This is a genomic window from Paenibacillus sp. MY03, assembly GCF_002165585.1.
In the GTDB taxonomy this organism is placed as follows: domain Bacteria; phylum Bacillota; class Bacilli; order Paenibacillales; family Paenibacillaceae; genus Pristimantibacillus; species Pristimantibacillus agaridevorans.
Map to the genome: position 1 here is coordinate 1 of NZ_MXQD01000084.1, position 24863 is coordinate 24863.

18 protein-coding genes are annotated in these 24863 nt (G+C 47.9%); 3 read left to right on the forward strand and 15 right to left on the reverse strand.

Annotated features, from left to right (window positions below; all coding sequences use genetic code 11):
• From B1748_RS35220 to B1748_RS35270, 12 genes are all read right to left on the reverse strand, one after another.
• Positions 1–494: hypothetical protein (locus B1748_RS35220; RefSeq protein WP_143810462.1), on the reverse strand; the 494-nt coding region annotated here is incomplete at its 3' end.
• 101 nt (positions 495–595) lie between these two features.
• Complete coding sequence (locus tag B1748_RS35225; protein WP_087572643.1) at positions 596–4693, reverse strand: sugar-binding protein; 4098 nt, start codon at positions 4691–4693, stop codon at positions 596–598.
• 121 nt (positions 4694–4814) lie between these two features.
• Complete coding sequence (locus tag B1748_RS35230) at positions 4815–6146, reverse strand: carbohydrate ABC transporter permease (protein ID WP_087572644.1); 1332 nt, start codon at positions 6144–6146, stop codon at positions 4815–4817.
• A 6-nt stretch (positions 6147–6152) separates the two neighbouring features.
• The gene (locus B1748_RS35235) at positions 6153–6989 is read right to left on the reverse strand and encodes a carbohydrate ABC transporter permease (RefSeq protein ID WP_256976136.1); all 837 of its coding nucleotides are present in this window, start codon (positions 6987–6989) and stop codon (positions 6153–6155) included.
• A gap of 144 nt (positions 6990–7133) precedes the next feature.
• Entirely contained in the window at positions 7134–8534 is a 1401-nt protein-coding gene (locus tag B1748_RS35240) for an extracellular solute-binding protein (protein WP_087572646.1), read from the reverse strand.
• Between the two features lie 95 nt (positions 8535–8629).
• Positions 8630–10204, reverse strand: coding sequence for a response regulator (locus tag B1748_RS35245; protein WP_087572647.1), 1575 nt, complete (start codon positions 10202–10204; stop codon positions 8630–8632).
• A gap of 2 nt (positions 10205–10206) precedes the next feature.
• A complete protein-coding gene (locus tag B1748_RS35250) occupies positions 10207–11919 on the reverse strand; it encodes a sensor histidine kinase (protein WP_087572648.1) in 1713 nt (570 codons plus the stop codon).
• Between the two features lie 38 nt (positions 11920–11957).
• Positions 11958–14207 (reverse strand): DUF6259 domain-containing protein, encoded by a 2250-nt coding sequence (locus B1748_RS35255; protein ID WP_087572649.1) that lies wholly within the window; start codon positions 14205–14207, stop codon positions 11958–11960.
• 206 nt (positions 14208–14413) lie between these two features.
• Entirely contained in the window at positions 14414–15664 is a 1251-nt protein-coding gene (locus B1748_RS35260; protein WP_179215991.1) for a M24 family metallopeptidase, read from the reverse strand.
• Positions 15615–16553 (reverse strand): DUF5107 domain-containing protein, encoded by a 939-nt coding sequence (locus B1748_RS36645; RefSeq protein WP_179215992.1) that lies wholly within the window; start codon positions 16551–16553, stop codon positions 15615–15617. Before B1748_RS36645 ends, B1748_RS35260 begins: the two co-directional genes overlap by 50 nt.
• A 28-nt stretch (positions 16554–16581) precedes the next feature.
• On the reverse strand, positions 16582–17553 hold the full coding sequence (locus B1748_RS35265) for a C-terminal binding protein (RefSeq protein WP_087572651.1): 972 nt from the start codon (positions 17551–17553) through the stop codon (positions 16582–16584).
• 100 nt (positions 17554–17653) lie between these two features.
• Complete coding sequence (locus B1748_RS35270; protein ID WP_087572652.1) at positions 17654–18325, reverse strand: GntR family transcriptional regulator; 672 nt, start codon at positions 18323–18325, stop codon at positions 17654–17656.
• A 163-nt stretch (positions 18326–18488) separates the two neighbouring features.
• Here B1748_RS35270 and B1748_RS35275 point away from each other — a divergent pair, with 163 nt between their 5' ends.
• The 3 genes from B1748_RS35275 to B1748_RS35285 are packed head-to-tail and all read left to right on the forward strand — an operon-like array spanning position 18489 to position 21276.
• On the forward strand, positions 18489–19499 hold the full coding sequence (locus B1748_RS35275) for an alcohol dehydrogenase catalytic domain-containing protein (protein ID WP_087572653.1): 1011 nt from the start codon (positions 18489–18491) through the stop codon (positions 19497–19499).
• A 59-nt stretch (positions 19500–19558) separates the two neighbouring features.
• Positions 19559–20329, forward strand: a complete 771-nt coding sequence (locus B1748_RS35280) for an SDR family NAD(P)-dependent oxidoreductase (RefSeq protein WP_179215993.1) — start codon at positions 19559–19561, stop codon at positions 20327–20329.
• 50 nt (positions 20330–20379) lie between these two features.
• Entirely contained in the window at positions 20380–21276 is an 897-nt protein-coding gene (locus B1748_RS35285) for a fumarylacetoacetate hydrolase family protein (protein ID WP_087572655.1), read from the forward strand.
• A gap of 182 nt (positions 21277–21458) precedes the next feature.
• Here B1748_RS35285 and B1748_RS35290 read toward each other — a convergent pair whose 3' ends face one another.
• The 3 genes from B1748_RS35290 to B1748_RS35300 all read right to left on the reverse strand — a co-directional run bounded on the left by B1748_RS35290 (position 21459) and on the right by B1748_RS35300 (position 24325).
• The gene (locus B1748_RS35290) at positions 21459–22454 is read right to left on the reverse strand and encodes an NAD(P)/FAD-dependent oxidoreductase (protein WP_087572656.1); all 996 of its coding nucleotides are present in this window, start codon (positions 22452–22454) and stop codon (positions 21459–21461) included.
• A 188-nt stretch (positions 22455–22642) separates the two neighbouring features.
• Positions 22643–22846 (reverse strand): heavy-metal-associated domain-containing protein, encoded by a 204-nt coding sequence (locus B1748_RS35295; protein WP_087572657.1) that lies wholly within the window; start codon positions 22844–22846, stop codon positions 22643–22645.
• Positions 22847–22885: 39 nt separating this feature from the next.
• The gene (locus tag B1748_RS35300; RefSeq protein WP_087572658.1) at positions 22886–24325 is read right to left on the reverse strand and encodes a DHA2 family efflux MFS transporter permease subunit; all 1440 of its coding nucleotides are present in this window, start codon (positions 24323–24325) and stop codon (positions 22886–22888) included.
• Positions 24326–24863: the final 538 nt, after the last annotated feature.

A 24863-nucleotide genomic window follows, 5' to 3' on the forward strand; every position in this document is an offset into this window, starting at 1 on the left:
CAATAATGAACTCGAATTTTGTTTTTGTCGTACCAAGGCCGACAACCTTCGGTTGCGATTCCCTGTATGCTCGTCGACGACAGATGGGTAAGAACGACCGGACGATTGCTGTTATTGCGCACGGTTGTCGATTGTCGGATGACCGCTGCATTCGGAATAAATTGCATTTCCACTTCGACGGATAGCTGCAGTTTGTCATGAAAATAAAGGAAGACGAGGCGCTGGTCGTCTATTTGCTTCATCGATTCCAACTTCATTTCTGACGGAAGACTGGTCATGCCCGAAACCATGGAAGACAAGGCGCCATGCGGCATTCCGGCAATGGCCAACTGGAAGCCGGGCAAAGCGATCGGGACCGGAGCCATTCTTCCGTCATCCGTATTCAACAAGGATTGGCAATATCCGTTCTCCGTCTGTTCGAACCGCAGCACCATTTTTTCATGCAGACATTGAACAAAGCTTTGATCCGGTTGTTTCGTTACTTCCATCCGCATAAAAACCCTCTCTTCTATTACGGTCGGAGCGGCGGGTCATCCCTTTAACGCCGCCGCTCCCATTCTTGGGGGAAACGTCCCCTTTCTGTTGCTAGATAGTCTCAGTCCTCCGCTCCCCGGATAAAAGCAAGTTCATCTTGAATCGACTCTCTTATTCTTGCTCCAACATTCGCAAAAGGAGGACTACTGCTTCCGATATGCGTAGCTTCAGGAACAAACAGGACCTTCAGATCATCCAGCCCATTATTCTTGATCTGATTCTCTGAAGCAAAGCCAACCCTCAAACCATTGTAGCTGATCGCCTCATAAGCGCTTTCTAGCGAATTCGGATACGAAGCGCTATAGATAAGGCTTGGTACCGAATAGAGTATGGCTGCATCCGGTTTTTCCTGTTGGAACGCTGTCACTTCGCCGGACAGGCGGTTGAGATCCAATCCGGTCTGACCAACAATCGCTGCCGCATCCGGACGGTGCATAACACTGCCTTTAAAGTCACTATTTTGTTCGTACGTACGCTCCCATACCCACATCGTCGTCGCGCTCATCCCGTGGATTGCGCCTTGCCATAACGATGTTCTCACATGTTTGGCCAGTTGCGGGATATAACGATCCTCGCCATCTTTGATAAGATGGTTCTCAGAGTTGAATACCGGTGCTTCCTTAAGAGACGTCTGCAGATCATAAAACTTTAATTCGTAAGTGAACCCATTCTCCGGATTCAAATACACATTGGCATTGTCATTGCCATTAATCTGGGTGAATTCGCTAAACTGCTCCGCGTCCACGCCCCAGGTCCAATTGTTGATATGATTTAATGTGCCATTCATAATCTTGGCATTAACCGGAATATCAGGCATAATCTCATGGATAATGTCCGCCATCCATTGATGCCAGCCAGAGAATTGATCGTTATTGAACTGTACCCAGTCATAAAACGCCGGAGTTCGGCTCACGCCAGTCGGAAGCGGAATTTGCCCGAAATCAGTATAATTCGTTCCATGTACCGCATTCAGATCTGCAATAACATCATATTGTTTTTGCAAGTAATTCTGCCACAGCGGCTTGTTCGCTTCGTCCCTGTAGGACTGGTATACACCTTCATTGGATAATGTAATGCTGTGCAGCGCAGGGGAATCCTTCAGCAAAGGGACAACTAGGCGCAAATAATCTTTAATAAACTGCTTTGCACGATCGTCATAAATGGTATATCTAAGAAAAGGGTTGTCGTTGCTGCTTGCGATATCCGGCCAAAGCTTAAACAAGAAATCCGGAAAATAATGAGGCGACAGCAACAGATTGACAGCTACATTATTCTCGGCTGCGCGCTGCAGCGTCGGCAGAATGTCATTATACATGTAGGAAAGCTCGCCTGCGTATTCTTCGCGGCCCAGATCCACCAAATCCTGATCGTCAAACGACGGATTTTGTAGCACATTGACCTCAGACGAATCGTTTGTCTCATACATGCGAAGATCGTCAATCCAAAGATTCTCCGTCAAGTTTTCGGTTAAAATGACAAAGGAAAACTGCTCTTCTTCACCGCTCGTATAGGTGTGGGATACTTTTGTCCAATCATAATCTCCAGAAGGGAAATACTGTCTATCCATCCAGCCCGGTCCCCCCGGAAACCATACCGCATCCTCCTGGACATTTTTGCCTTTCACCCATGCTTCTATGGTGTATTCCGTATTGGGCTTTATAGTTACATTTTGTTGAAGCCTCAGGTAGGTTTGCGGGCTTAATGTAGTTTGGTTGCTAATGCGCAACGCTCCGCTTGAATTACTGTGCTTAACTTCACGATCTTTGACCGCCTTGGCTTCAATCTGACCTGATGATCCGACATCCCAATGCGGAATAGCATGTGGCGGCTTCATAACATAACTCGGTCCTACTTCAACTTGAATGATGTTTGCCCCGTAATCAAAGAAGTTGGGGATATCCTTTCTGACTTGCTCGAAATGCCCGTAACCGGTAAAAAAGACTTCTTTTCGCACTTTATCATCGGCATAGGCACCCTTCGTATCCGCGATGAATGAAGTTCGATCAATCTCAATATCACCCGTTATATAGCGGTTAACCGGCTTGGGCTGTTTTGTGCCTGCAAGATAGGCTTGCACATCCTCCAGCGCTTCCTCATACAGGCGTTCCATCTCCCCAAGCTGATAGCTGGCCCGCTCGTAAAGTCCCGCTTCTATATCCTCCATAACATATGGAATAAATTGACTGACAACCGTGTAATTCACCTTTTCGTAATCTACGGGAATATTGATCGCTTTAGCTTGAGCCAAAGCTTCCTCCAGTGCTCCCAATCGCTCCCCAAGAGCAGCCGCCCGGGATGTCAGTTCGGAGGGACTGTTTGTTACTTTAAAATGCAACTGATCGCTTTTTGTTTGTCCATCGCTGCTCTGAACAGTAACTACAGCAGTGTGATCCTTTCTTTCTTTAAGGGTGAGCGGAATTTGTTTCTTCCACACCTTGTTTGCCGGTATCGCCACGGGATACCCATTCAATCCGAGCAGGGATGAAGTCACGTTCAACTGAATATCTTCATCGCCAAAGTTGGGAATAACCAGTTCAAATATTTGTTGTTCATGTGCAGGGAATTCGCGGGGACCGTCTAACAGTACGGTCCATTGATCACCTTCTGGCATAAGCTGCAGTTCGGACATGGTGCTGGGATACTTGGCGAAGCCCATAGAAGCCGTCCATTCAATCCAGCCTTTCCGACCGCTTCCGTCATTATCATTAACCAAGAATGAAAACCGCACTTCGCCTTCCGGAATGGCTGAAACGGGATAGATCGTTGCCCATGGCAGTCTGGCTTCATAATAGGTATAGTTTCCAGAACGACTTACATGGAATTCCACTTCATCCGTATTAGCAGCGGCTTGTCCGGCTGCCCATCTCCAGATCTTTGCTTCCCCGTTCGGGTCCAGACTAAGCCCGTATTCCGGACCATAACTAGAACCATTCGGAGTGAAGGCGAACTGTACGCTGTCCCCTGACCACATCATGTCGTTCTCCACGCTATGATGAATGTCGTCCTGAACTTGCACGGCAACATAGAACCCGTCTTCGTCATACGCAAATTTCGACTGGGCAGATGCATCTCCCGCCCCGTTCCAACCCGTCATTTGAACCTGGCTGGTGATGTCTGCCGGCAATGATGCTCCAGTAAAGTCGGACCAATATTCCCAGTTTCCCTCAAGCTGGCTGCCATTCATTTTATGAAGAATCGGTATTTTCCGTTCTGTACCGAGGGATCCCAGATAGGAGTTGAGGTCTTGCCACGACTCCCCGTCTATCATTGTAGTGTATTCAAACCTGGCCAACGCCCCCTGTGGATCGGTTTCATTGGCTGCGTATGCATGAATGACCAGAGGATCATGAATAGTGATCGGCGCTGTGTAATCCATTGCCGTGTCTGACGACCAGGGATCGCTTCCATCCAGCGTATAACGAATATTCGCATCGGGGCTGGATGCTGTCAGCACAACCTCTGTGCCGGGAAAAACATTGCCTGCAGGGGGATTGGCCGTAACCTGTGAAGTCCCGACTTCGAAACCACCGTTAACAACCAGATTTTCCGTGGTTCCGTTCTTGACTATTGATACTTCATCAATCCACAGATGATCTGTTCTATCTTCAACAAGGATCACTAAACCAAACGTCGTTTGATCCGCTTGTGCGGTAAAGGACTGTTCAAACTCTGTCCAATCATAGGTAAGACCGTAAAGCTCTGAAAGATCGTAGTTGCGGATTGTCTGGCTGCCATTATTTCCGCCGAAAAACGCTCTCTTCACATTCTCCCCTTTTGCCCAAAGACTAAGGGTATAATCAGCCCCCGGTTCTACGGGCACATCTTTCATGACAAGATAAAAAACATTGGGCTGAATGTCGGATTCATTATACAGGTGCAAGGAATGTGATCCCGCCTTTTTTTCCGAGGTGCTTAAGCTATGCCCGGCATTCGCTTGTCCAATATTTGAAATATTCCAACCCGATACGCTTGGGTTATTATCGATGTCGGCAAACGCGACGGTTCCATGAAAAAAACTTGCTAGCATGGCTAGTACAATACTGACGGATAACCACTTGCGAAGAGCATTGCTATACATGGGATGCCTCCTTTCCGATTGAGATAAGCCTCTGATATTTTCTGGCGCTAACTGTAAACGATTTCCCCTACTTCCCTGCATCAAAAAGCCTCCCTGCTATTTTGTATGAATACGTTTTCATCGTATCAAAATGCCGAGGGAGGCGGTTAGATAGAAATTTATCTTTGCGATATGAAAATTATATCTGTTTGGTACAGAGCGACTACCCTTTGACACCGCTGCTCCAGCTTACACCCCGCTCGATCAACCTCTGGCAGGTCGCAAACACAACCATAAGCGGTATGGCCGCCAGCAGCAGCATGGCCATCGTGGATTGGCCGGTGCCGGCCGCCCTGGGTCTCGATGCTTCACTCGTAATATAGAGTGTAAAGGTATACAGGCTTTCATCGCGCAGCACAATTAGCGGCCATAAAAATTCGTTCCAGACCGCCATAAAGGTCATAATGGAGATGACCGTAAAGATGGGAATGGACAGCTTAACGATCATGCTGTAAAAAATTCGCCACTCGTTCGCCCCATCCATTCGGGCCGCTTGCAGCATCTCATCCGGAACTTGATCAAAAAAACCTTTAAACATATAAATGACAATGCCCCATGAGGTATGCGGCAAAATGACCCCCCACAGGTTGTTGGTTAGCCCAAGTTCCCCAATAACCAAATATAGGGGAACGATGATGGCCACCTCGGGGATCATGATCGTCGCCACAAAAAATAACGTCCACCTGTTGGACCATTGCTTGCCGATCAGCTTCGATATGGCGTAGGCTGCGGTTCCGCCCAGCAACAGCTGCGAAAAAATCGACAGCACCACCACATATACGCTGTTCATGAAGCTGTTCAATATCGTTGCCGATTTGCTTGTGAGCGAATTTTCTTTAAAGATCGCCAAATAATTGTCAAATATCCGCATCCAATCCCCGCTCTGGGAAACCGTCCGTACATCCCCCTCCAAAAACGAAGAGCTTTGCAGAAAGGCATCGATTTGGGCAGATAATTGATCCTCCGTACTTGAAACAGCTCCCTGCTTCGGTCTATAAACCGTTTCGCTATCCAAGCCATGCCAGGTAACGTGCGAGTAACCCCGTTCCTTGATCAGCATGTATTTTGTTTTCATCATCTGATCGGTAAACACTTCCGTCGGCAGCACATAAGATCTTCCGGCGTTAAACTCGAACGCCCTCATCTTCATCTCGTAAAGAACCCGGCCGTCTCTCATCCCAATGGTCCGCATTTCACCGATCGCTTCATTTTGCTTCCTTTTCCAGCTGTACCACATCGCCTTAAGGCCATCCCGCTCCAAAGCCTGTTGATCGTTCAAATCCGAATCGCTGTAATCTACCACAATCGTAACGACCTGAGGCTGATCCGGTATCCATTTGGGCGGAAACTGGTAAAGCGATATCGGATCCTTTAACGAGGAACTGATCGCCCACCCAAGCGGAAACAGCAGCAGCACAATGGATAGGATCGAAAAGGCATACGCAAAGGCTTTAAAGCTGGTCTGGCCCTTTTCTTTGATTCGACTATGTTTCATCTGCCCCTACTCCTTGTTGGAAACCTTGATCTGAATGAACGTAATGATGGCTACGATGGCAAATATGATGAAAGAAATGGCTCCGGCCACGCCAAATTGGTTTTGTTTAAATGCACTGTTATAGACCATTAACGACATAACATTGGTGCTGTTGGCAGGCCCTCCGCCGGTCATCACATAGATATTGTCAAACGCCAAGAAAGCCGTCGCCAAAAATTGAATAAATTGAATGCCGATAATAAATTTTAGTCCAGGTAAATAAATCGAACGCATACGTCGCCATGGCCCCGCCCCGTCTATCGTGGACGATTCCACAATCTCACGCGATACCCCCTGCAACGCCGAATAATAGATGAGCACAGCCAAGCCGCCGCCAAGCACGCCTGGCAGCACCAGTGAAAACTTGGCTATGGCCGGATCATTGAGCCAGCCTACTGCAGGTAGTCCGATCCGCTCCAAAATAGCGTTTAGCAGGCCATAATCTGGATTGTACAGCCACTTCCAGATCAACACCCCGGCAATCGACGGCACTGCTGCAGGCAGCAAATACAGAAAGCGGAGCAACGTGTTTCCTCTGCGTATATCAATGAGCAACATCGCCTGTAATATGGGAATCCAGAACGTCATGACCAACGATAACAAAGCAATAACGAAGGTGTTGTATAACGCCGTCTGAAACAAGGAGGACTTAAACAGATGGATAAAATTGCTCAGCCCGACGAACGGGCCCGGTGGGTTCATAATGCTGAAATCAAACAAGCTCATGAAAATCGCATAAAGCATGGGTACGTATTTGAAAACAACAAAGGACAGCACCGATGGAACCAAGAACAGCGCAGCCAATATTGGAAATCGCTTCTTCTTTCTGTATTTGAGAGGGACTGCGAGTGAAACCTTTTCCATACAAAAGATCATTCCTTTCTTGACATAAACGGGGGATGTCTGCTTGTCAGAAGACATCCCCCGCCTGTCTTTATACCGCTAACACTACTTGCCTATTTCTGCATTGTATGGACCAACAACCTCGCGCTGCGCCTTATCCTCCGCATCCTTCAGCTCGGCGGCAATATCCGCATTCTCATTCAACAGTACCTTCTGAATCGCCGGTACAATGTATGGACTGAGCCGGCTCTTGAGGGCGTATTCCAACTGCGTGACTTCTGCCGCCTTTTGTACATTTGCAACGAGATCCTGCGGGACGTTCGACGTAAACTCCAATGGATTAACGTCCTTGCGAGGCGATAGTAAATTCGGCATAATGCCATTATCGAGACGGAATGTATTCAGCTTGTCATGCACTTCCTTGGAATTCATATAGACGATGTATTCCCAAGCTGCATCCTGCTTTTCCTTATCCGATTTCGGGTTGATAATCCAGTATCTTCCCCCTACCTGGGACGGAGCCTGACCGGATGGACCGGCAGGAAGCGAACTGAAACCTACATCGTCCAGGCTTACGCCGTTTGAAGCGAAATCGCCGAACCAGTCGGACGCTCCGAGCATCATCGCCGCGCGCTTCTGGAAGAAGTCTTGTTTGTTGTCGTCAAAGTTTTGCGCCACATTGCTTTGCACGACCTTGTATTTCCACTTTAGATCATGCCAGTATTGAAGAGCCGTTACGGTCGGCTCCTTGGTGAAATCGAGCGTAATTGTTCCGTCCTCGTTCTTCGTGGTCAGATCCCCGCCTGCCTGCCAGACGTAGTACTCGAAAAACCAGTCCGCCCAATCCATGCCCAGCAATGCGTATCCATACTGCTTTTTATCCGTATTCGTCAATTTCTGGGCGACTTCTGCAAACTCCTCCCAATCCTTCGGCGGCGAATCAGGATCAAGCCCGGCTTCGCGGAATAGATCCTTCCTGTACATCAGCCCCATCAAATACATATCCGCCGGTACGCCATATACCTTCCCGTCGATCGTCGCTTGTTCCATAGCAGAGGGCAAATACTGATCCTTGTCCGCATAGTCGTTCCAATACGGGCTTAGATCATACACGACGCCCGCCTTTACCCAATCGCGGATATCCGGGAAGCTGGCATTTTGAAAAGCATCTGGCCCTTCTCCGCCTGCATTGGCCGTCATAAACACTTCGTTAACGCTTGTACCCGGCGGCGATGCGACATGATTGACTTTAATATGGGGATGCGTAGCATCAAATTCGGCGTATATTTCATCCAGAACTGACTTGAACACATCATCATCCGGCGATTTATCCCATACTGTAATCGTTACCTGCTTGTCCGTTTCTCCGGGCGAATTCGTCTTGGCAGGGGCAGTTGCGTTGCCGCCCGCACTTTCCGCCGGCTTGTTGTCGCCTGTCGACCCGCAAGCGGCCATCACGCTCATGATTGCGATCAGCCCCATGCTGATTGCTTTTTTTCTCCACATATCAACGCCTCCCTTTTTGCTTACGATATCAGTATAAGAAACATGGACTTGGCTACGTTATACGCAGATTTAACGCGTTGCTATCAGTAAATCAACTATTTCGCACCGCGCAGCTGGATCGGTGAGATACCAAACGTTTTGCGGAAAATAAGGCTGAAATAGGCCGGTTGCTCGTAACCGACCAGTTGTGCAATTTCTTTGATCTGCAGCGGAGTTTCCTTGATCAATTGCATCGCTTTCTTCATACGTGTCTGTAAAATATATTCCGACAGCGTGACGCCCGCCTTCTCCTTAAAGATGCGACTGAAGTAATTGGCATGAATATAATAGGTGGCCGAAATCCACTGTAAGGAAATGTCCTCGTTGTAATGCTGGTCGATATAGCGGATGACTTCCTCCACAATTTGTTCGCCTGTCAATCGGCTGCCAGTCTGCGGACGCAACGCAAAATATTCGAATAGCTGCAGCAGCTCGGCATATATAGCTTCCATATCCGATTCGCGATGCAAAATGGCCGGTCGGTCTTCCATGCTGGCATCAAACCCGGTCTTTTGACGAAACAACTGCAGTGTCTCCATGATTTGCTCAATAAATTGCTGCAGTTCCTGATAACGAACGGCACTATCATCCGCCAGCAGGCGCAGCCTTTTAAGGAGCCAATCGGCAATCGTCTTCACATTATGCGTTTCCAGACAATGAACCAGCATTCTCTGCTCGTCGGCACTAAGCGTATGCCGGTCGCTATGGCGAGTGGCTGGCTTATACATATAAACTACTCCGCCCCCGCGCAGCACTTTATTGAGACTGGCCTGCCTCGCTTCCGTGTAAGAACGGCCGAGCTCAGTAGGGTGCCTGAAGGGCATTCCGACCCCTACCGTAACACGGACGCGCAAATAGCGGGCAATATGCGCAATCGCCTCCTGCCAGTATTCGCTGTTATCACAGGTCGAAACGGACCCGATCAATGCAACAAATTCATACCGATTAAAGGAATGCTTGAACACAATACCCGGAATCCCATGCAAGGACAGGCAGTTTTCAATTATATTCAGAGCGCAATAGTGAAAAAGCGATTGCTCCTCTTCTCGAAAACCCAAATGCGGATATTTAACCGTCTCCATATCGAAGAGCACTGCATATCCCGTGCCTCCAAGCAGCAATTCCGGCAACTGCGCCAGATCCTCCGGCAATGCGCTGCCGGAAATCAGCCTCGTCAGGGAAAGGCTCAGCATACTTTGCTGTTGCTTTTTATAATTGTGCCTGAGACTCGAAACATAACTGTCCTCCAGGTTTTTTTTCTCCAGTTTGCCGACCATCTCAGCCAGTGTCCAATTCAGCTCCGCATCCCTTACCGGTTTTAGCAAATAAGCTTCGACACCAAACCGGATAGCCCGTTTGGCATAATCAAAATCTCCATATCCGCTTAATATGATACAAAGCAACTGTGGTTGAAGCTGCTTCAGGTGCTGGATCAGTTCTATGCCGTCCATACCCGGCATTCGAATATCGGTTAATACAATATCCGGTTTCAGCTCCTCAACCAATCGCAGCGCAGAGAGCGCATTGGTTGCGGTGGCCGCTAATTCCATACGCTGGCCGGCCCAATCTATTTTCTGAACGAGACCGTCCAAAATGATTTGTTCATCGTCTATAAGCAACAGCTTGTACATGCTCAGCCCTCCCTCTTGGGGATCGTCAGACGTATGACAGTCCCGAATTGAATTGCACTAGTCATATGAAAATCCGCCTTTCCGCCATAATGCAGGGATAGCCGCTGTACGACATTTCTAAGCCCGATCGATCTCCGCCCCGCCGCTTCGATTTCTTCCGCCATGCCAAGCTTTTGCAGCAGCTTCTGCAGCTCCGCGGCTTCCATGCCAGCCCCGTTATCCTCGATTTCAATTGCATAAGCATCATCGGACAACGAGAAAACTTGCACACTGACATAACCGCCGTCCTGCTTTTTCTCGATGCCATGGATGATCGCGTTTTCCACCAAAGGCTGAAGCAGCAGCTTGATCATTGGCATACCCGCCAATTGTTCCTCTATGTCAATCATATAACTCAAATAATTTCCAAAACGAATTTTTTGTATATAAAGATAATTTCGGATATGATCCAGTTCCTCGTCGATTTGTCCGTATTTCCCTGCGCTGATACTGTAGCGAAACATATCCGACAAACAGTGAATTATCTTGCTGATCTTGTTTGGGTCATTGCCGCTTATGGCCAAACTTTCGATCGAACTGAGCGTATTGAACAAAAAGTGGGGATTAATTTGCGCCTGCAGCGCATTCCATTGCGCCTCCTTGCCAGCCAGCTCAACCTGGTACTTTTCAAGAATAAGTATGTTTATTTTCTCCGTCATCCGATTGAAGCTGGCGCCTAAATACCCAAGCTCATCCTTCGAATGCACCGGCACAGTCACATCAAAAACACCATGTTCCATTCGTCTCATCGCTTGGCGCAATTGCAGGATAGGTCTGGTGATTTTGTTGGAGAAAGCTACAGTGATGCCAATTGCCAGGAGAAAAATGACGCCGACCGCCGTAATCGATTGCCACATCGCCTTGCGCGAGCCTTCAAGCAAAATCGTTTTATCAATCTCGGCAACCAGATACCAGTCCGTCATCGTAAACCGTGAATGCATGACCAAGCCATCCTCGGCTTCTGCCAATACATGGGTCCGTTTCATACCAGCCGAATCAGCTGCTAGCAAAACCTGACCGTCCGCATTCGCGATATAGAAGTCTCCGATATTTCGTTTTTTCAAATCCTTCAGATTGTTTACTATCCAATCTGCCTTCAGATCAACCTGCAATATACCGACGTTCACTGCCGGCTTAAAATTGGATACGACAAAGACAGGCTTGATAAACAACAATTCCCTTGGAATCGAATGATTAGTGGAGGCAATGCGCCAGTGATTTTTTTTGTCATCCATCTCCGACATAATGCGGATGCTCTCCGCATCGCGGATTTCATCTACCTCGGAACGCACGAACAAAGTGGTGCCAAACGATTTGCCGTTTCCGTTAAAATCCAGAAACCGAAACCGGCCGATCTGAGAACGCTGCTGCTCAAATTGAATGCGGCGGTCGAGCTGGCTTGACAATTCTGCAGGCGGATGCGCCAGCTGTGTCATATAATTCTGAACACTTTTGTCATAGGACAGCCGCCAAGCCGCATTCTCCGTATTGACCATGCTGCTCTCTATCGCATTGATTTGAAGCTGCATAATATGCTCGACGTTAACGCGCGCTCTCTTTTCCACTTCTTTTTTCAAATTCCAATAATGAATAAATCCAATGGACACAAGCGTAAGCAAAATAATGGACAGGAACAAAAGCAGCAATTTTGTGCGAAACTGATACCTTACGCCCATGAGTGCCCCCCTACCTTCTTTTACTTACAATATAGCAATTATCGGTGATCTGGAAGAGAAGATGACGTTGAATTCGGAAAAACAATCATGACCGTTTGTAACGGAGCCAGCGTCAATCGCAGCAGCCCGTCCGCGGATACCTTGGCTTTTCTAATCCGCTCTCCGCTTGCATCTTCCACAACAGTCAACACGGCGCCTGCCAGCTCGGGCAGCACAACGTCCGTCTCACTGCTCTCCGTCGCGTAATTGATGACTAGTTGCGCCAGATCCCCGTCCTGCGCACTCCACTTGCTGGTCAGCACGCTTGGTACCGTCAGCCGGCGTCCGTTTAACATGACGATGTCGAGCTGGGCAACATTTTTTAACTCGTTTGGTTTTTCCATCCGCCCGGAGAACAGATAAGCTTTGCCCACTCCCCTGCGCCAAGCGTTTGCCGTTCTGACAAAAGTGATGACAGACTCTTGATCCGGAGCTGTAACGTTCCATTCGGTGCCCCAGCTCCAGGTAATTTCTCCTTTGTCCTTAAGCACGATCGTAAGCATATCGCCGGCATGGAAGGAATAAGCCAGACGGTACAATAGGTTTTCAGGGCTATGCTCATAATCTACTATGGCTTGCGTAGGGTTCTGATTCCCCATGAAATTATTGATAAATTCGTGATACACGTAAGCATAGAGCGGCACGGGTAACCCGATCGTATAGTTGATATTAAAACGCAAATCATTGAATAGCAGACCTTCAATAAACGGCTCGGCAGCCGCCGACTCGCACCCGAAGAGCACCTTGCGTCCGGCCTTTTCCGACGCTTCGTTCATTCGTGTAATGAGATGCTTCATCGCCTCCACCTGCCAGCGTCCTGGCGCCGGCGCATGACCGTGTTCGCGGCTGTAGCAGAAATAGGAGTTGCCGCCGTGATTCTGGTCGAAATATTGAATGTAATCGCAATGACCGGCAATCATCCGCTCCGTCTCGTTCAAAACGGTCTCGCTGACAAATGGCTGGGAAGGACACATATCGTACCCGCTCCGCTGTCCCGTACAGATTGCTGAATAAGGGAGCTCCCCTTCCGGCGACGAGCACATGACGGACGCCAGTTGCTGCTCGTCGAACTGCTCCTTTTTGTTATAGGATTGCACAAGATGACTTTGTTCGGTCCAGCCGATGCCGCTGCAATAAAGCCCCAGCAAATTCCCTTTGGCGTGCAGCCCATTGGCAAATTCGGCAAGCAGCTCCTCGCCGCCGTATGGCGGCCATACATAAGGGGGTGCCCACGGAGCCGTCCCTTCCCAGTGCATCAATAACGCCATGACCCGGCTGTCGAACGCATCAGCCAGTTGCTCCAAACAAGGCAACGCTCGCACATAAGGGAAATATTCATTGGGCTCCATATTGTCAAGATCCTGCGTCCCGCGTACCGGGTAGGTTACGACGACCGGTGAATCCGCGTACCATTCCGGCAGATCGGGACGACTGGCAAGCGCAGCGGGCCGCGTGCTTGATTCGCTCAGGTACCACGATCGATAAATCGCCGCCGCGTCGTGCCAGTCGCCCTCAAACACCGCCAGCACCATATCGTAATCCATTCGGTACAGCCCAGGCCCTTCCGATGCGGGGTATAGCCGAAATTGCAGCCGAATATCACCATCCAGCCCGTAATAATCAATCAACTTTACATGCCCTTGGTCATCATGCGCCCCCATGTACAAACCGGCATGCTCGTTGTAATACGCCATAAATTGTGTCGGCACGGCGCTCGGATAGATGCTGGCAATACTTCGGCTCGGATATTCCGCCTCCTGATAGGCGATCCATTTGTTCGCATCGCGTATGTCCAACCGATCTACCAGCACACCTTCATTTCCAGGCCATAACAATCTGCTTCTGCCCTCCGTGCCGGTAAGCCCGTTCTCCACCGTCAGGCCGGGAAAATCGATCCACTCCAGCGTCAGTTCCGTTTGATGCTCCACCTCAAGCCGCCAGTAACTGCGGTTGTCGCCATGCGGCAGTCGCAAGCTTACATGCACTGTGGCACCCATTTCTCCTACCTCGGCATACATAAGCTCTAACGAGTCTTCGTTACCGCTTTCTTTATGCATCATTTCAAAGCGGCCAGCTTCATGGGCACTTGCCAGCAGAATCTTTCCCTCTGCATCACGGAAGCGAAGCGCAAACAAAGGGATGCTCCTTGTGGATACACCCATCAGCTCGGTCATCCCACTCTTTATTGAAATAATCGAGCCGTTATTCTCATCCAGACGTATCGCCATCTTACTGTTGCCAATAATCATCAGACATTTTCCTTTCCTGTTTCATATATTCTTCTATAGAGCTAACCATCATTGTATAGGGAATGGACACCGGCAGGTTATAGGCAGCCTTAACTATTCGATATAACTAAGTTATCTTTTTTTAGCTGTACAATAGACAAATAGCCCTTCTATAGTCGAAACAATAAGGTCGACTTATTGAAGGGCTAATGTTTGCCAATTCATCATTATATAAGATCCGTTAAAAAAGCAGACAGATATAAAGGCTCGTCCTTTGTAATGACAACATTCTCTTCCACCCTTATTCCCCACTCACCTGCACGGTATATTCCGGGCTCAACCGAAGTGACCATGCCTGCCTGCAACACATCATGCGATTCGGGATGAAGCATTGGAACTGGCTCATGATATTTATAGCCCAAACCATGACCCGTCAAATGAATAAACCCACTTGCATACCCGGCGCCTGCTATAATTTTCCTCCCCGCCGCGTCGACAGCAGCTCCGGTGTTTCCCTCCCGTAATAGTGGACGAATTTTCCCCTGTGCCTCCATAATGGCTCGATACGCATTCAACTGCTCATTTGTTGCAGAGCCAACAGCGCGAGTCCTCGTCAAATCCGCCCAATATCCATCGGCAACAACCGCGAGCTCAAGCACAGCCATATCGCCTTGTTGAACCTCCTTAACGCTGGAGGCCGGAAATGGACTATACGCTTGCGAAGAACGTTTGCCTGTCATCAACTGCGCCCATGCGCGGACATGCTGCATGCCTTTATAACCAAAGCCATAACGAGCAATTTCCGCCTCCACTGCCGATGAAATATCGATTTCCCTCGCGCCGCGCTTTAGCATATCTACAAAAACAGCTAACCCGCTCTCGGCAATCTCATGTACAATTTGCAATTGCGTAATATCATATGGACTTTTTATCGCTCTCAATTCGTTCAGTATACCTGTAGCGTCCAGTAAATCCGGTCCTTGAAAAACGGCCTTTATCATTGCTGCCGTTCGTTGCGCGGGAATGGTAGGCTCTGCGGAATTCATAGGCGGTGCAATGGTTTCAAAGCTGGCCTCATACCCGATTTTTTTCTCTATCAAATCAAATTCATCTGCAATTTCTCGCAACACAACAGTCGTTTGTTCATATATATCCCCTGAGGATAACGTTCCATAAGGAACAAATCGCACATCTTTAATCCGGTTTTTTATCATGTATTGCTCCTCAAGGTCAGTTGCGATCAAAACCGGGTTTCCAACCTGAGGACAAACTACACATCCAATACCGCTGACCGGCCAATAGCCTGTCAAAAAAAGCACGTTTTCCGGCAATCTGCATATGACCGCGTCCAATCCCGCAGCTATCATTTTATGTTGGAGCTGTTCGTAACGATCTATTGGAAATCGCCTCCTCGCTAAATGGGTTGCACTAGGTGATATGAACTTGAAGCCACCAGCTTCTTGTTTCTCCTCCTGCAAGAATGGCACATTTCTGACAAGCGTAGGATTCCTCCAGATTATCCAAAAAACCGGTTGCTGGTTCCAAAGCAATGTGATACTCTCCATCCCAGCCGCCTGCATTGATCCAAATACCCAAATAAGGCAATTGAGCAGGATCAAATGTCATCTTAAACTGTTCGCCGGTTATCCGATCTCTGACCAAACACCAGCCCTCCATGAGAGGAGATGCAAGATATAGCTTCTCCGCTGCATTCGTGTGCCGAGCCGGCATATTCGACAGGTCGATCATCTTGCCCGAGCAGTCCGTTGCAAGCGGCCAATTATGAATCCCACCCCGTTTTCCCAACCGCTCATTTACTGAAAAACTTGTAATAGCCTTGTCAATGCCGATAGGAAGCTTAATCTCAAAGGAATCCGATCCCGCAAGAATCGGATGTGGAGCCCAAATATAAGGAAGGGGCTCTTTGCTGTAATTGGTTAATTTATAGTTGAATTCCACGCTATTATCGCTAATGCAAACGGTTTTTTCCAGCCTGTACGGCCATATATTTCCGTTAACGTATAGACGAATGCCGTCGGTTCCTATCTGGCTGAAAGACCAGGGGAGCGACCATACTTCACCATGATCGGGCACTGCCGTACCCGCAAGATACGGTCCTGGGAAATTGCAGGCATCAATAGAGGGGAACAATTCATCCCAGCCGCAGCGATCCCAATCTCCCCAAGACGTGCCTAGTACAGGGCGTCGAAACACTCTCCCAGAAGGGCGATCCATCCATTCCCTCCCCGTGCGATTATTTACTAAGGAGTAGATCTTGCCACCCAGCTGAGGTAATATTTTCACCATTAAATCATCGTTTTCAATAACAACGGCTTCAAACGACTGCTCTATCTGATATGAAATCAATATTTGCCTCCTTCCCTCGCCTGATTGTTTAGTTCTGCTTGGACATCCATTTGTCGTTAACCGGAGCAAGCGGCGGTTCCCCCCGAAGAACGCGAACAGCTTCCTCTGCCGCCAATTTCTGCAGTCGAGGCAAAGAAGCCTCAGAATAATAAGCCATGTGCGGCGTAATAATAGCCTGCGGTGCATCGATCAATGGATGATTGTCATGTGGTGGTTCCTCCTCCAATACATCCAGACAGATCATGCCTACATGTCCGGACTCCAGCGCTTGCTTGGCCGCCTGCTCATCTATTAATCCTCCCCTGGCTGTATTGATCAACACGACACCCGTCTTCATCATCGCCATAAGCCGAGCGTCCACGTAATGATGCGTATCCGAGGTCAAGGGAATATGCAGCGAGATGTAATCCGATTGAGCGCATAATTGCTCCAGTTCTACTAACTTGATATTTAATTTATCCGCTAAATCCGAGCGAAGCCAGGGGTCATAAGCGACAACTTGCATGCCAAATGCCTGTGCCCGAACGGCAACCTTTTGAGCGATATATCCACAACCAATAAGGCCAAGCACATGACCTGCCAGGCTATAAATAGGACGTTGATTGATGAAGTCCCAATTTCCAGCCTGTACCTGACGAGAAACGCTCACCAGTTTTCGGGCTGCCGCTAACATCAAACAGAAGGTATGATCGGCTACTTCATCTCCGCAATAGTGAGGAACATTGCATACATAAATGCCTTTAGCAGCTGCGGCTTCCAGATCAACATTATCGACTCCGATGCCATAGCGTATAATAACCTTGCACTTCTCCAATTGTACGATTGTATCCTTCGTTATCTTTGCATATTGGACAAACAGCACCTCAGCATCTCGAGACAGTTCGCCAATCTCCTGCGGATCTAAACTTTTAATTTCCTCTAACTCAACGCCAATCTCTGCTAGCAGCGCCTTTTCTTGATTCACATTTGGAAACCCATGTGGCGTAATAACCGCTTTCATTTATATCGCTCCCATTTCTCAAATAAAAACTGTCGACAGTTTTTATGATATAAAAAGGCCTCCTAACTGTCAAGATTCGCTTTAGGAGACTTCTCAGCGGTTAAATCAAAGTCTCCTTCCTTATCTCCTTAATTCGGGTAACCATTACTGATTCCGCTTCATTTAAATGCTGCTTTATTACTGCACAAACTTCGTCGTATCCGGAATTGTTCATTAGCAGTGATATCATATTTTGATGCTGCTCCAAAATGGATTCCGCTCTACCGTTGCTCTGATTGGTAATTTGTAAAATGGATTTTATAACTTCCTCTAATCCGCTCCAGGCCTGAATCATTGACTTATCGTTAGACAAATGTACGATTTTTTTATGGAATTCCATATCATACTCAGAAAATTGCTCCGAAGAAATATAGCTTTTCTGCATTCTATCTAACAAGATCTTAAACTCGTCTTCTGGCAACGCCCTTTGATCATGATGTATCCATTTTTTTATCGATTGACTCTCCAGCATGAACCTGAACTCAAACAGATTGTGAATATCCTGAAATGTAAAATGACGGACGCATACTCGTCCGTTGGGCAAACGTTCTGCAAAACCCTCCCGAATGAGATGCAGCAACGACTCTCGAACAGGCGAACGGCTTGTACCGAACTGCTGTGCTAAATCAGGCTCAGCCAAATGATGTCCATCCGGCAGCTCTCCCAACAAAATTGCCTTTCGAAGATACTTCGTAATCGTGTCACCCAACACATCTCTTCTGATTTTTTCCATCTTTATTTCCTTTCACCTTTTAGGTGAAGTCTATCATAAAAATCTTTAATTTGAAAACGTAATTTACTCTACGCTTGTACTGAGAATTGACAGTCGTCGTGATTTTCTATAACATAAAACTGTCGACAGTTTTATTTTGTGTATTGCAAATGGAGGAGTAGAAATGAAAGCTCTTGTGTATAACGGTCCTGAACAATTAAGCTACGAATCCGTAAAGATGCCGGAATTACAACACGGAGAAATTTTGCTTCAAGTATCCTCTGTCGGAATATGCGGCAGCGAGCTTGAGGGATACTTGGGAAAAAGCAGCGTTCGTCATCCCCCGCTCATTATGGGACATGAGTTCTCAGGAATCGTTACAACGAGTCGAGGTACCGATGTCGCCTTTAAAGAAGGGGACTTTGTAGTTGTCAATCCCATGTTATCCTGTCAACGATGCCATTATTGTCTGTCCGGACAAGCAAATGTGTGTCGCAAGCGCACATTCATTGGGATTGACCGGCCCGGAGCATTCGCTGAATACGTGGCTGTACCCGCCCATCAAGCTATACTTGTTGACAAAAAAGTGGATGCAGCCGTCGCTTCATTAGCGGAACCCGGCGCTGTATGCCTTCATGCGTTGAATCTATTTGCAGAATCTCCTTTTGTGCCGTTGTTCATTATCGGTGCTGGCGCCATTGGTATTCTCACCTTGCAAATCGCTAAAGCCATGGGTTTTGGGCCGATATATATAACTGACAGCAACCGTAATCGCTTGGATTATGCGCTTGCAATTGGAGCAACAGGGGCATTTACACCTGATGAGCTAAAAAAAGAAGCCTTATTGATTCAAATGAAAACGGGGTTCCCTATTGTAGCAGATTGTGTAGGGATTACGGAGACACGCAAGCTCGCAATAGAGGCTAGCGAACCAGGGGGCACTGTGCTTTTTATCGGGCTTGGACACAATGACTCGCTATTGCCTATTAATCAAGCAATACGAAACCAACTGAAACTGCTTACTTCCTATTCCTATTCGGCAAAGGATTTTAAGCAATCCTTGCAACTCCTTGTGGATGGTATGATTCGTACCGATGGCTGGAGCACTGCTGCCCCTTTATCGGAAGGCGCACGCATATTTGCTGAACTGACAGGACAGAAGATTACAAAAAGCAAAGTATTTTTGATCCCTTAACCATAAAGTCCTTTTGATAGAAAAGGTAATTATAATCCGATTGGGATGAGGTGGGTATTGTGCATCGATTTTCAAATAAAGTAGCAATTGTAACCGGTGGAGGCACGGGTATCGGCAGGGAAACCGCTATTCGCCTGGCTTCGGAAGGAGCCAAAGTAGTTATTGCAAATAGGTCCGAACAAAATGCCCAAACAACAATAGCCAGAATCGAACAAAATCTCGGTACCGCTATGTTCGTTCCTACAAATGTCGGCCTATCAGCAGACATCCGAAATTTGATTAATATAACTATAGAAGCTTATGGAAGACTAGATATCATCGTTCATAGTGCTGCAATTGAATCTTTAAATAACGTTGTCGATCTGCCCGAAGAAGAATGGCAAGAAACCATCAACACGAACTTAACAAGCGCTTATCTGCTTGGCAAATATGGAATTCCTCCCATGATAACCGGCGGTGGCGGCAGCATCATTAATGTAGCTTCAGTTCATGCTCATGCCACTTTAGCCAAACATTCCGCTTATGCAGCATCCAAAGGCGGAATCTTAGCCCTGACCAAAAGTATGGCTATTGATTTTGCTAAGCAAGGTATACGCGTAAATGCCGTTTTGCCAGGAGCAACAGCCACATCCATGCTTGACCGCTGGGCGACTAAAGAAGGAAACAACGCTCCGAACCCTCGGGAAGACTGGAAAGACTCACAGCCGCTAGGCCGCATTGGCGAGCCGGAAGAAGTGGCAAATTTGATTTGTTTTCTGGCCAGTGACGAAGCCAGGTTTATTATTGGCAGCGGTTTGGTCATTGATGGCGGCATGTTGGCTGAGCTGTAAGCCATCATCTCGCGAGGAATCCCTAAATCAATCTAAAGGAGCAGTCGAACATGAAATTTATAAACTTTATTCATAACGATGAGATCCGACTCGGGATTAAAACGGATCGAGGTGTCCTTCATGTATCGGAAGCCGCTAACCATTGGGGTGCCAATAACATGCCTTTACATATTCATTGTGTTATTGAAAAATTCGAGACAGCTCAGCACCAGTTTCAACAATTACTCCATCTAGCCATGGAAAATCCCGAATACTCCTCTTTCTGGCTTAGAGAAGAGGAGTTGACGCTTGCGCCTTGTATTACTTCCCCCGGCAAAATCATTTGTGTTGGTCTTAATTACCTAAGACATGCCGAGGAAACAAATTCACCTGTACCTGAGTTTCCGATTTTGTTCAATAAATTTAGCAATACAATAGCCGCACCCGGGCAAGATATTGTACTGCCGAAAACATCCTCAAAAGTGGATTACGAAGCGGAGCTTGTCATCGTGATCGGTCAAAAAACGAAATATGTTTCGAAAGAAGAAGCACTTCATCATGTGTTCGGTTACTGCAACGTCAACGATTTATCCGCGCGCGACTTGCAGCTCCGTACCTCGCAATGGATGTTAGGTAAAATTTGCGATCATTTTTCCCCACTCGGACCCTATCTGGTTACAGCTGATGAAGTCGGCAATCCCAACCAGCTTGAGATTAAGTGCATCGTCAATGGGGAAGTACGACAGCACTCCAACACCTCTGATATGATTTTCAAATGCGATGAAATTGTCAGTTACATCTCTCAACATTTGACTCTCGAACCAGGCGATATCATATTGACGGGTACCCCTGAGGGCGTTGTTCTTGGTAATCCGCCAGAAGAGCAAATCTACCTCCAACCGAACGATGTCGTAACCATTGAAATCGAAAAGCTGGGTTCGTTGACGAATCGTATGGTTGAAGAATAATAGAAGAAACTCGATCACAGGGAAATGCATGAGGCAGCAACCGAAAAGTGAGACAGCTCTAATCGCAGAAAGCCGTCACCTGATCAGGAGTGACGGCTTTTACGGGGCAAGTCGTTGAAAGAATCGGAAATGTCGCTTTTTAGTTCCGCCTGCTTCGGCCCCGTTCTCACAAACGCTTTTGCTTAAAGCTTCATATTGCTGCTATGTCCGGGCGACAGCTTAGCGTCCGGATCGATGTAGACTTTTGCGTTGTTGATGGCGGTCGGCGCTTCTCCGAAGCCGACGGCGATCAGCTTCAACTTGCCCGGATAAGTGGATATATCTCCGGCCGCGAAGATGCCGGGAATGTTCGTCTCCATCTTCGTATCGACAACGAGCGAACCGCCTTCGACGACAAGTCCCCACTCTCTGATCGGTCCCAGGGAGCTGACGAAACCAAAATTGACGATGACCTCGTCGACCTCGACCAACGTCGTCGTTTGGGTTTTCACGTCGGTCAGCTCAACCCGCTCGATACACTCCTCTCCATGAAACGCCGTAATCTCGGTCGGAACGACGACGTTGACTTTGGAATGTAACAGCATCTCAACGCTATGCTCATGAGCCCGGAATTTATCGCGGCGATGAACGAGCGTCACCCGCTCCGCGACAGGCTCGAGCATCAGCGACCAATCCAGCGCGGAATCACCGCCTCCGCTAATGAGCACTTTTTTGCCGCGAAATCGCTCCAAATCTCTGACGAAGTAATGAAGATTCGAATTCTCGAAGCGCGCCGCTTCCTCCAGTTCTAGCCTGCGAGGCTCAAAAGCTCCGACACCTGCAGTTATAATGACGGCTTTCGATTGGTGAATTGCGCGATCCGTGATGATCTCAAACGATCTTTCGCCGAGCTTGCGCACAGCGAGCACCTTCTCCTCAAGTCTGACGTCGGTTCGGAACAGCTCCATCTGCTTCTTTAAATTGTCGACGAGCTCCTGAGCCTTCACTTTAGGAAAACCGGCCACGTCGTAGATGTACTTCTCCGGATACAATGCAGCAAGCTGGCCGCCGAGCTGCGGCATGCTCTCTATTAGCGTAACCGACATCTGTCTCATGCCGCCGTAGAAAGCGGCGAACATGCCGGATGGACCGCCGCCGATAATGGCTACGTCCGAGTTCGTGATGATGTTTTCGTACATTCTTCTACCTCCGAAGCTATTCTTTATTCTCTATTGGCATCAACGCACATGCGTATCAGATCATGATGATATGAACTTTGATTTCTTCCGTGAAGGTTGGGGTAATCTAGCAAACCCGGTCGAGCTTCGACCGGGTTTCCTCTTAAACCAATGATTTTTTCATCTATTCGTTCATCCCTTGCTCACCGTCACGCCACAACGTTATATCCCTTTTTCTGAATGGCTTCCTCTATATCGGAAATCTGAACTTTTTCTTCGTCAAACCGAATATCGATCGTGCCCTGCTCAAAATTTACGTGGCCTTCAGCTCCGATTGCATGGATCGCGCTTTCGATTCTTGGAACACAAGAACGGCAATTCATGCCTTGTACTTGAACGGTTGCCTCTTTCATTGTTTTCACCTCCTTTCACGTGGATTCCTTAATCTGCGGTTACATAACTGCCGGCCCGTTTGTTTCCCCTGGCTTAGGAGAACGGATAAACAGAATGGCCAGGATAGCACCCGCGAAAGCGAAAATTCCTGACCACAGGAACGCTTGCTGGAATCCTTCGTTCAATGCAGTAACTGGATCAGCACCAGCTTGGGAAGCTGTACTTGCTGCAGCAATCGCAGCCATGATGGCCAGACTTATCGCTGAGCCGATCTGATAACTTGTATTGGCAAGGCCGGATGCGAGCCCTGCCTCTTCCGGCTTGGCTCCCGACATGGCAGCCATGGTAGCCGGAATATAAGCAAGCGACATACCGAGCGCGCCTAGCAGTGCGGCTGGAAGTATATGTGTTGCGTAATTGCCATCAACCGGCGTGTTTGTTGCGAAAAGCATCAACGATCCTCCAAGGGCTATCAATCCGATGACCAAATTGGCTTTCACGCCAAACTTTCCGATCAATTTGCCGGAAATGAACATCATACAGATGGCAGTGAGTACGGTCATAGGCAACAAACCGAACCCGCCTGCTAAAGCAGAAAACTTCAATACTTGCTGCATATAGAGATTAAGGAAAAACCATAACGGAATCCATCCGGCGGACAACATAAAGAGTGCGATATTACCTGCAGCCAAGTTTCGCGCCTTAAAGATCCCGAGCGGAACAAGCGGTTCTTTTTTTACGGCCTGAATGATCAAGAACAGGATAAACAATGCGGCCCCCGAAATAAGTGTCCATAAGGTGGTCGGCGCGCCCCATCCATTGTGTTCTGCAGTAACAATGCCATATACCACCAATACCAATGCTGCCGTTACGAAGATAGAGCCGATAACATCGATGCTTCCTTTTTCTCGTACCCCTTTCGATAAAATTCCAGGGGCTACAAGCATGACGATGATACCGACCGGTATGTTAATCAGAAATGTCCATTCCCAGCTGAGCCACTCGGTTATAACACCTCCTAGAAATACGCCAGCCGATCCGCCGGCAGCAGCCGAAGCGCCCCAAAACCCTAATGCTTTACCCAACTCCTTGGGGTTGCCGCTAAACAACATCATGACTATGGTTAATGCTGAGGGGGCAATTAATGCGGAACCGAATCCTTGCAATGCACGCCCGATGTTAAGCGACTCCTCGTTCCAAGCCAAGCCCGCAAGCAAAGAGGCCAACGTCAGGATCGCAAATCCCCACATGAACATGCGCCGCTGCCCAAACAGATCGGACAAACGACCCCCGAGTAACAACAAGCCGCCAAAGAAAATGACATATGCATTAAATACCCATTGTAAATTAGCTTGTGAATATCCTAGAGCTTCTTTTATTGCCGGCAGCGCAACCCCGATTATCGAGGTGTCCATAATAACCATAAAGTTTGCAAGGCATAACAAAACCAGTGCTTTCCAACGCTTTGGATCCGGTTGAGAAAGAGCTTGATTCACCATAAATATACTCTCCTTGTAAAGTATCTTTTGAAAACCTGTTGAGTCAGTTTTCCGAACCGACAGGAAAATTTTGAAAGTGAATTTGCTCCGACGGCCGTCAAAAGCGAGATCAAAATGATTCCAAAAGTTTCACTTGCCGACAACAATATAGTATAGCCCCCTACCCTATTTGTCAATTTGTTTTTTTAAGCTCCTCGAAAGCCCAGCGAATGAATTGGTCGGACATAAACAACACTATTCTTCGATTTTTTAGGTTTTGAAAATCTAACGGACATCCAGAGGCTGTCGATTCATTGTGGACGGCAGCGCAGTTAAGTAAAGGCTGACGGACACCACGGTCACTATTTCGCAAAAATGGGGCCTGTTCAAATTGTAACGGACACAGACGACCTTACTTCCGTCAAAGCCGCATAGAATGGGCGGAAATGCACCAAATAGCGTCATCTGAGTCCGTTAGATTTTCAATATCGCAAAAATGCTGCAAATAGAGGTTCTAAGGAGGCTGTCTATTCACTGTAGATAAGAACGAGTTGCGTGC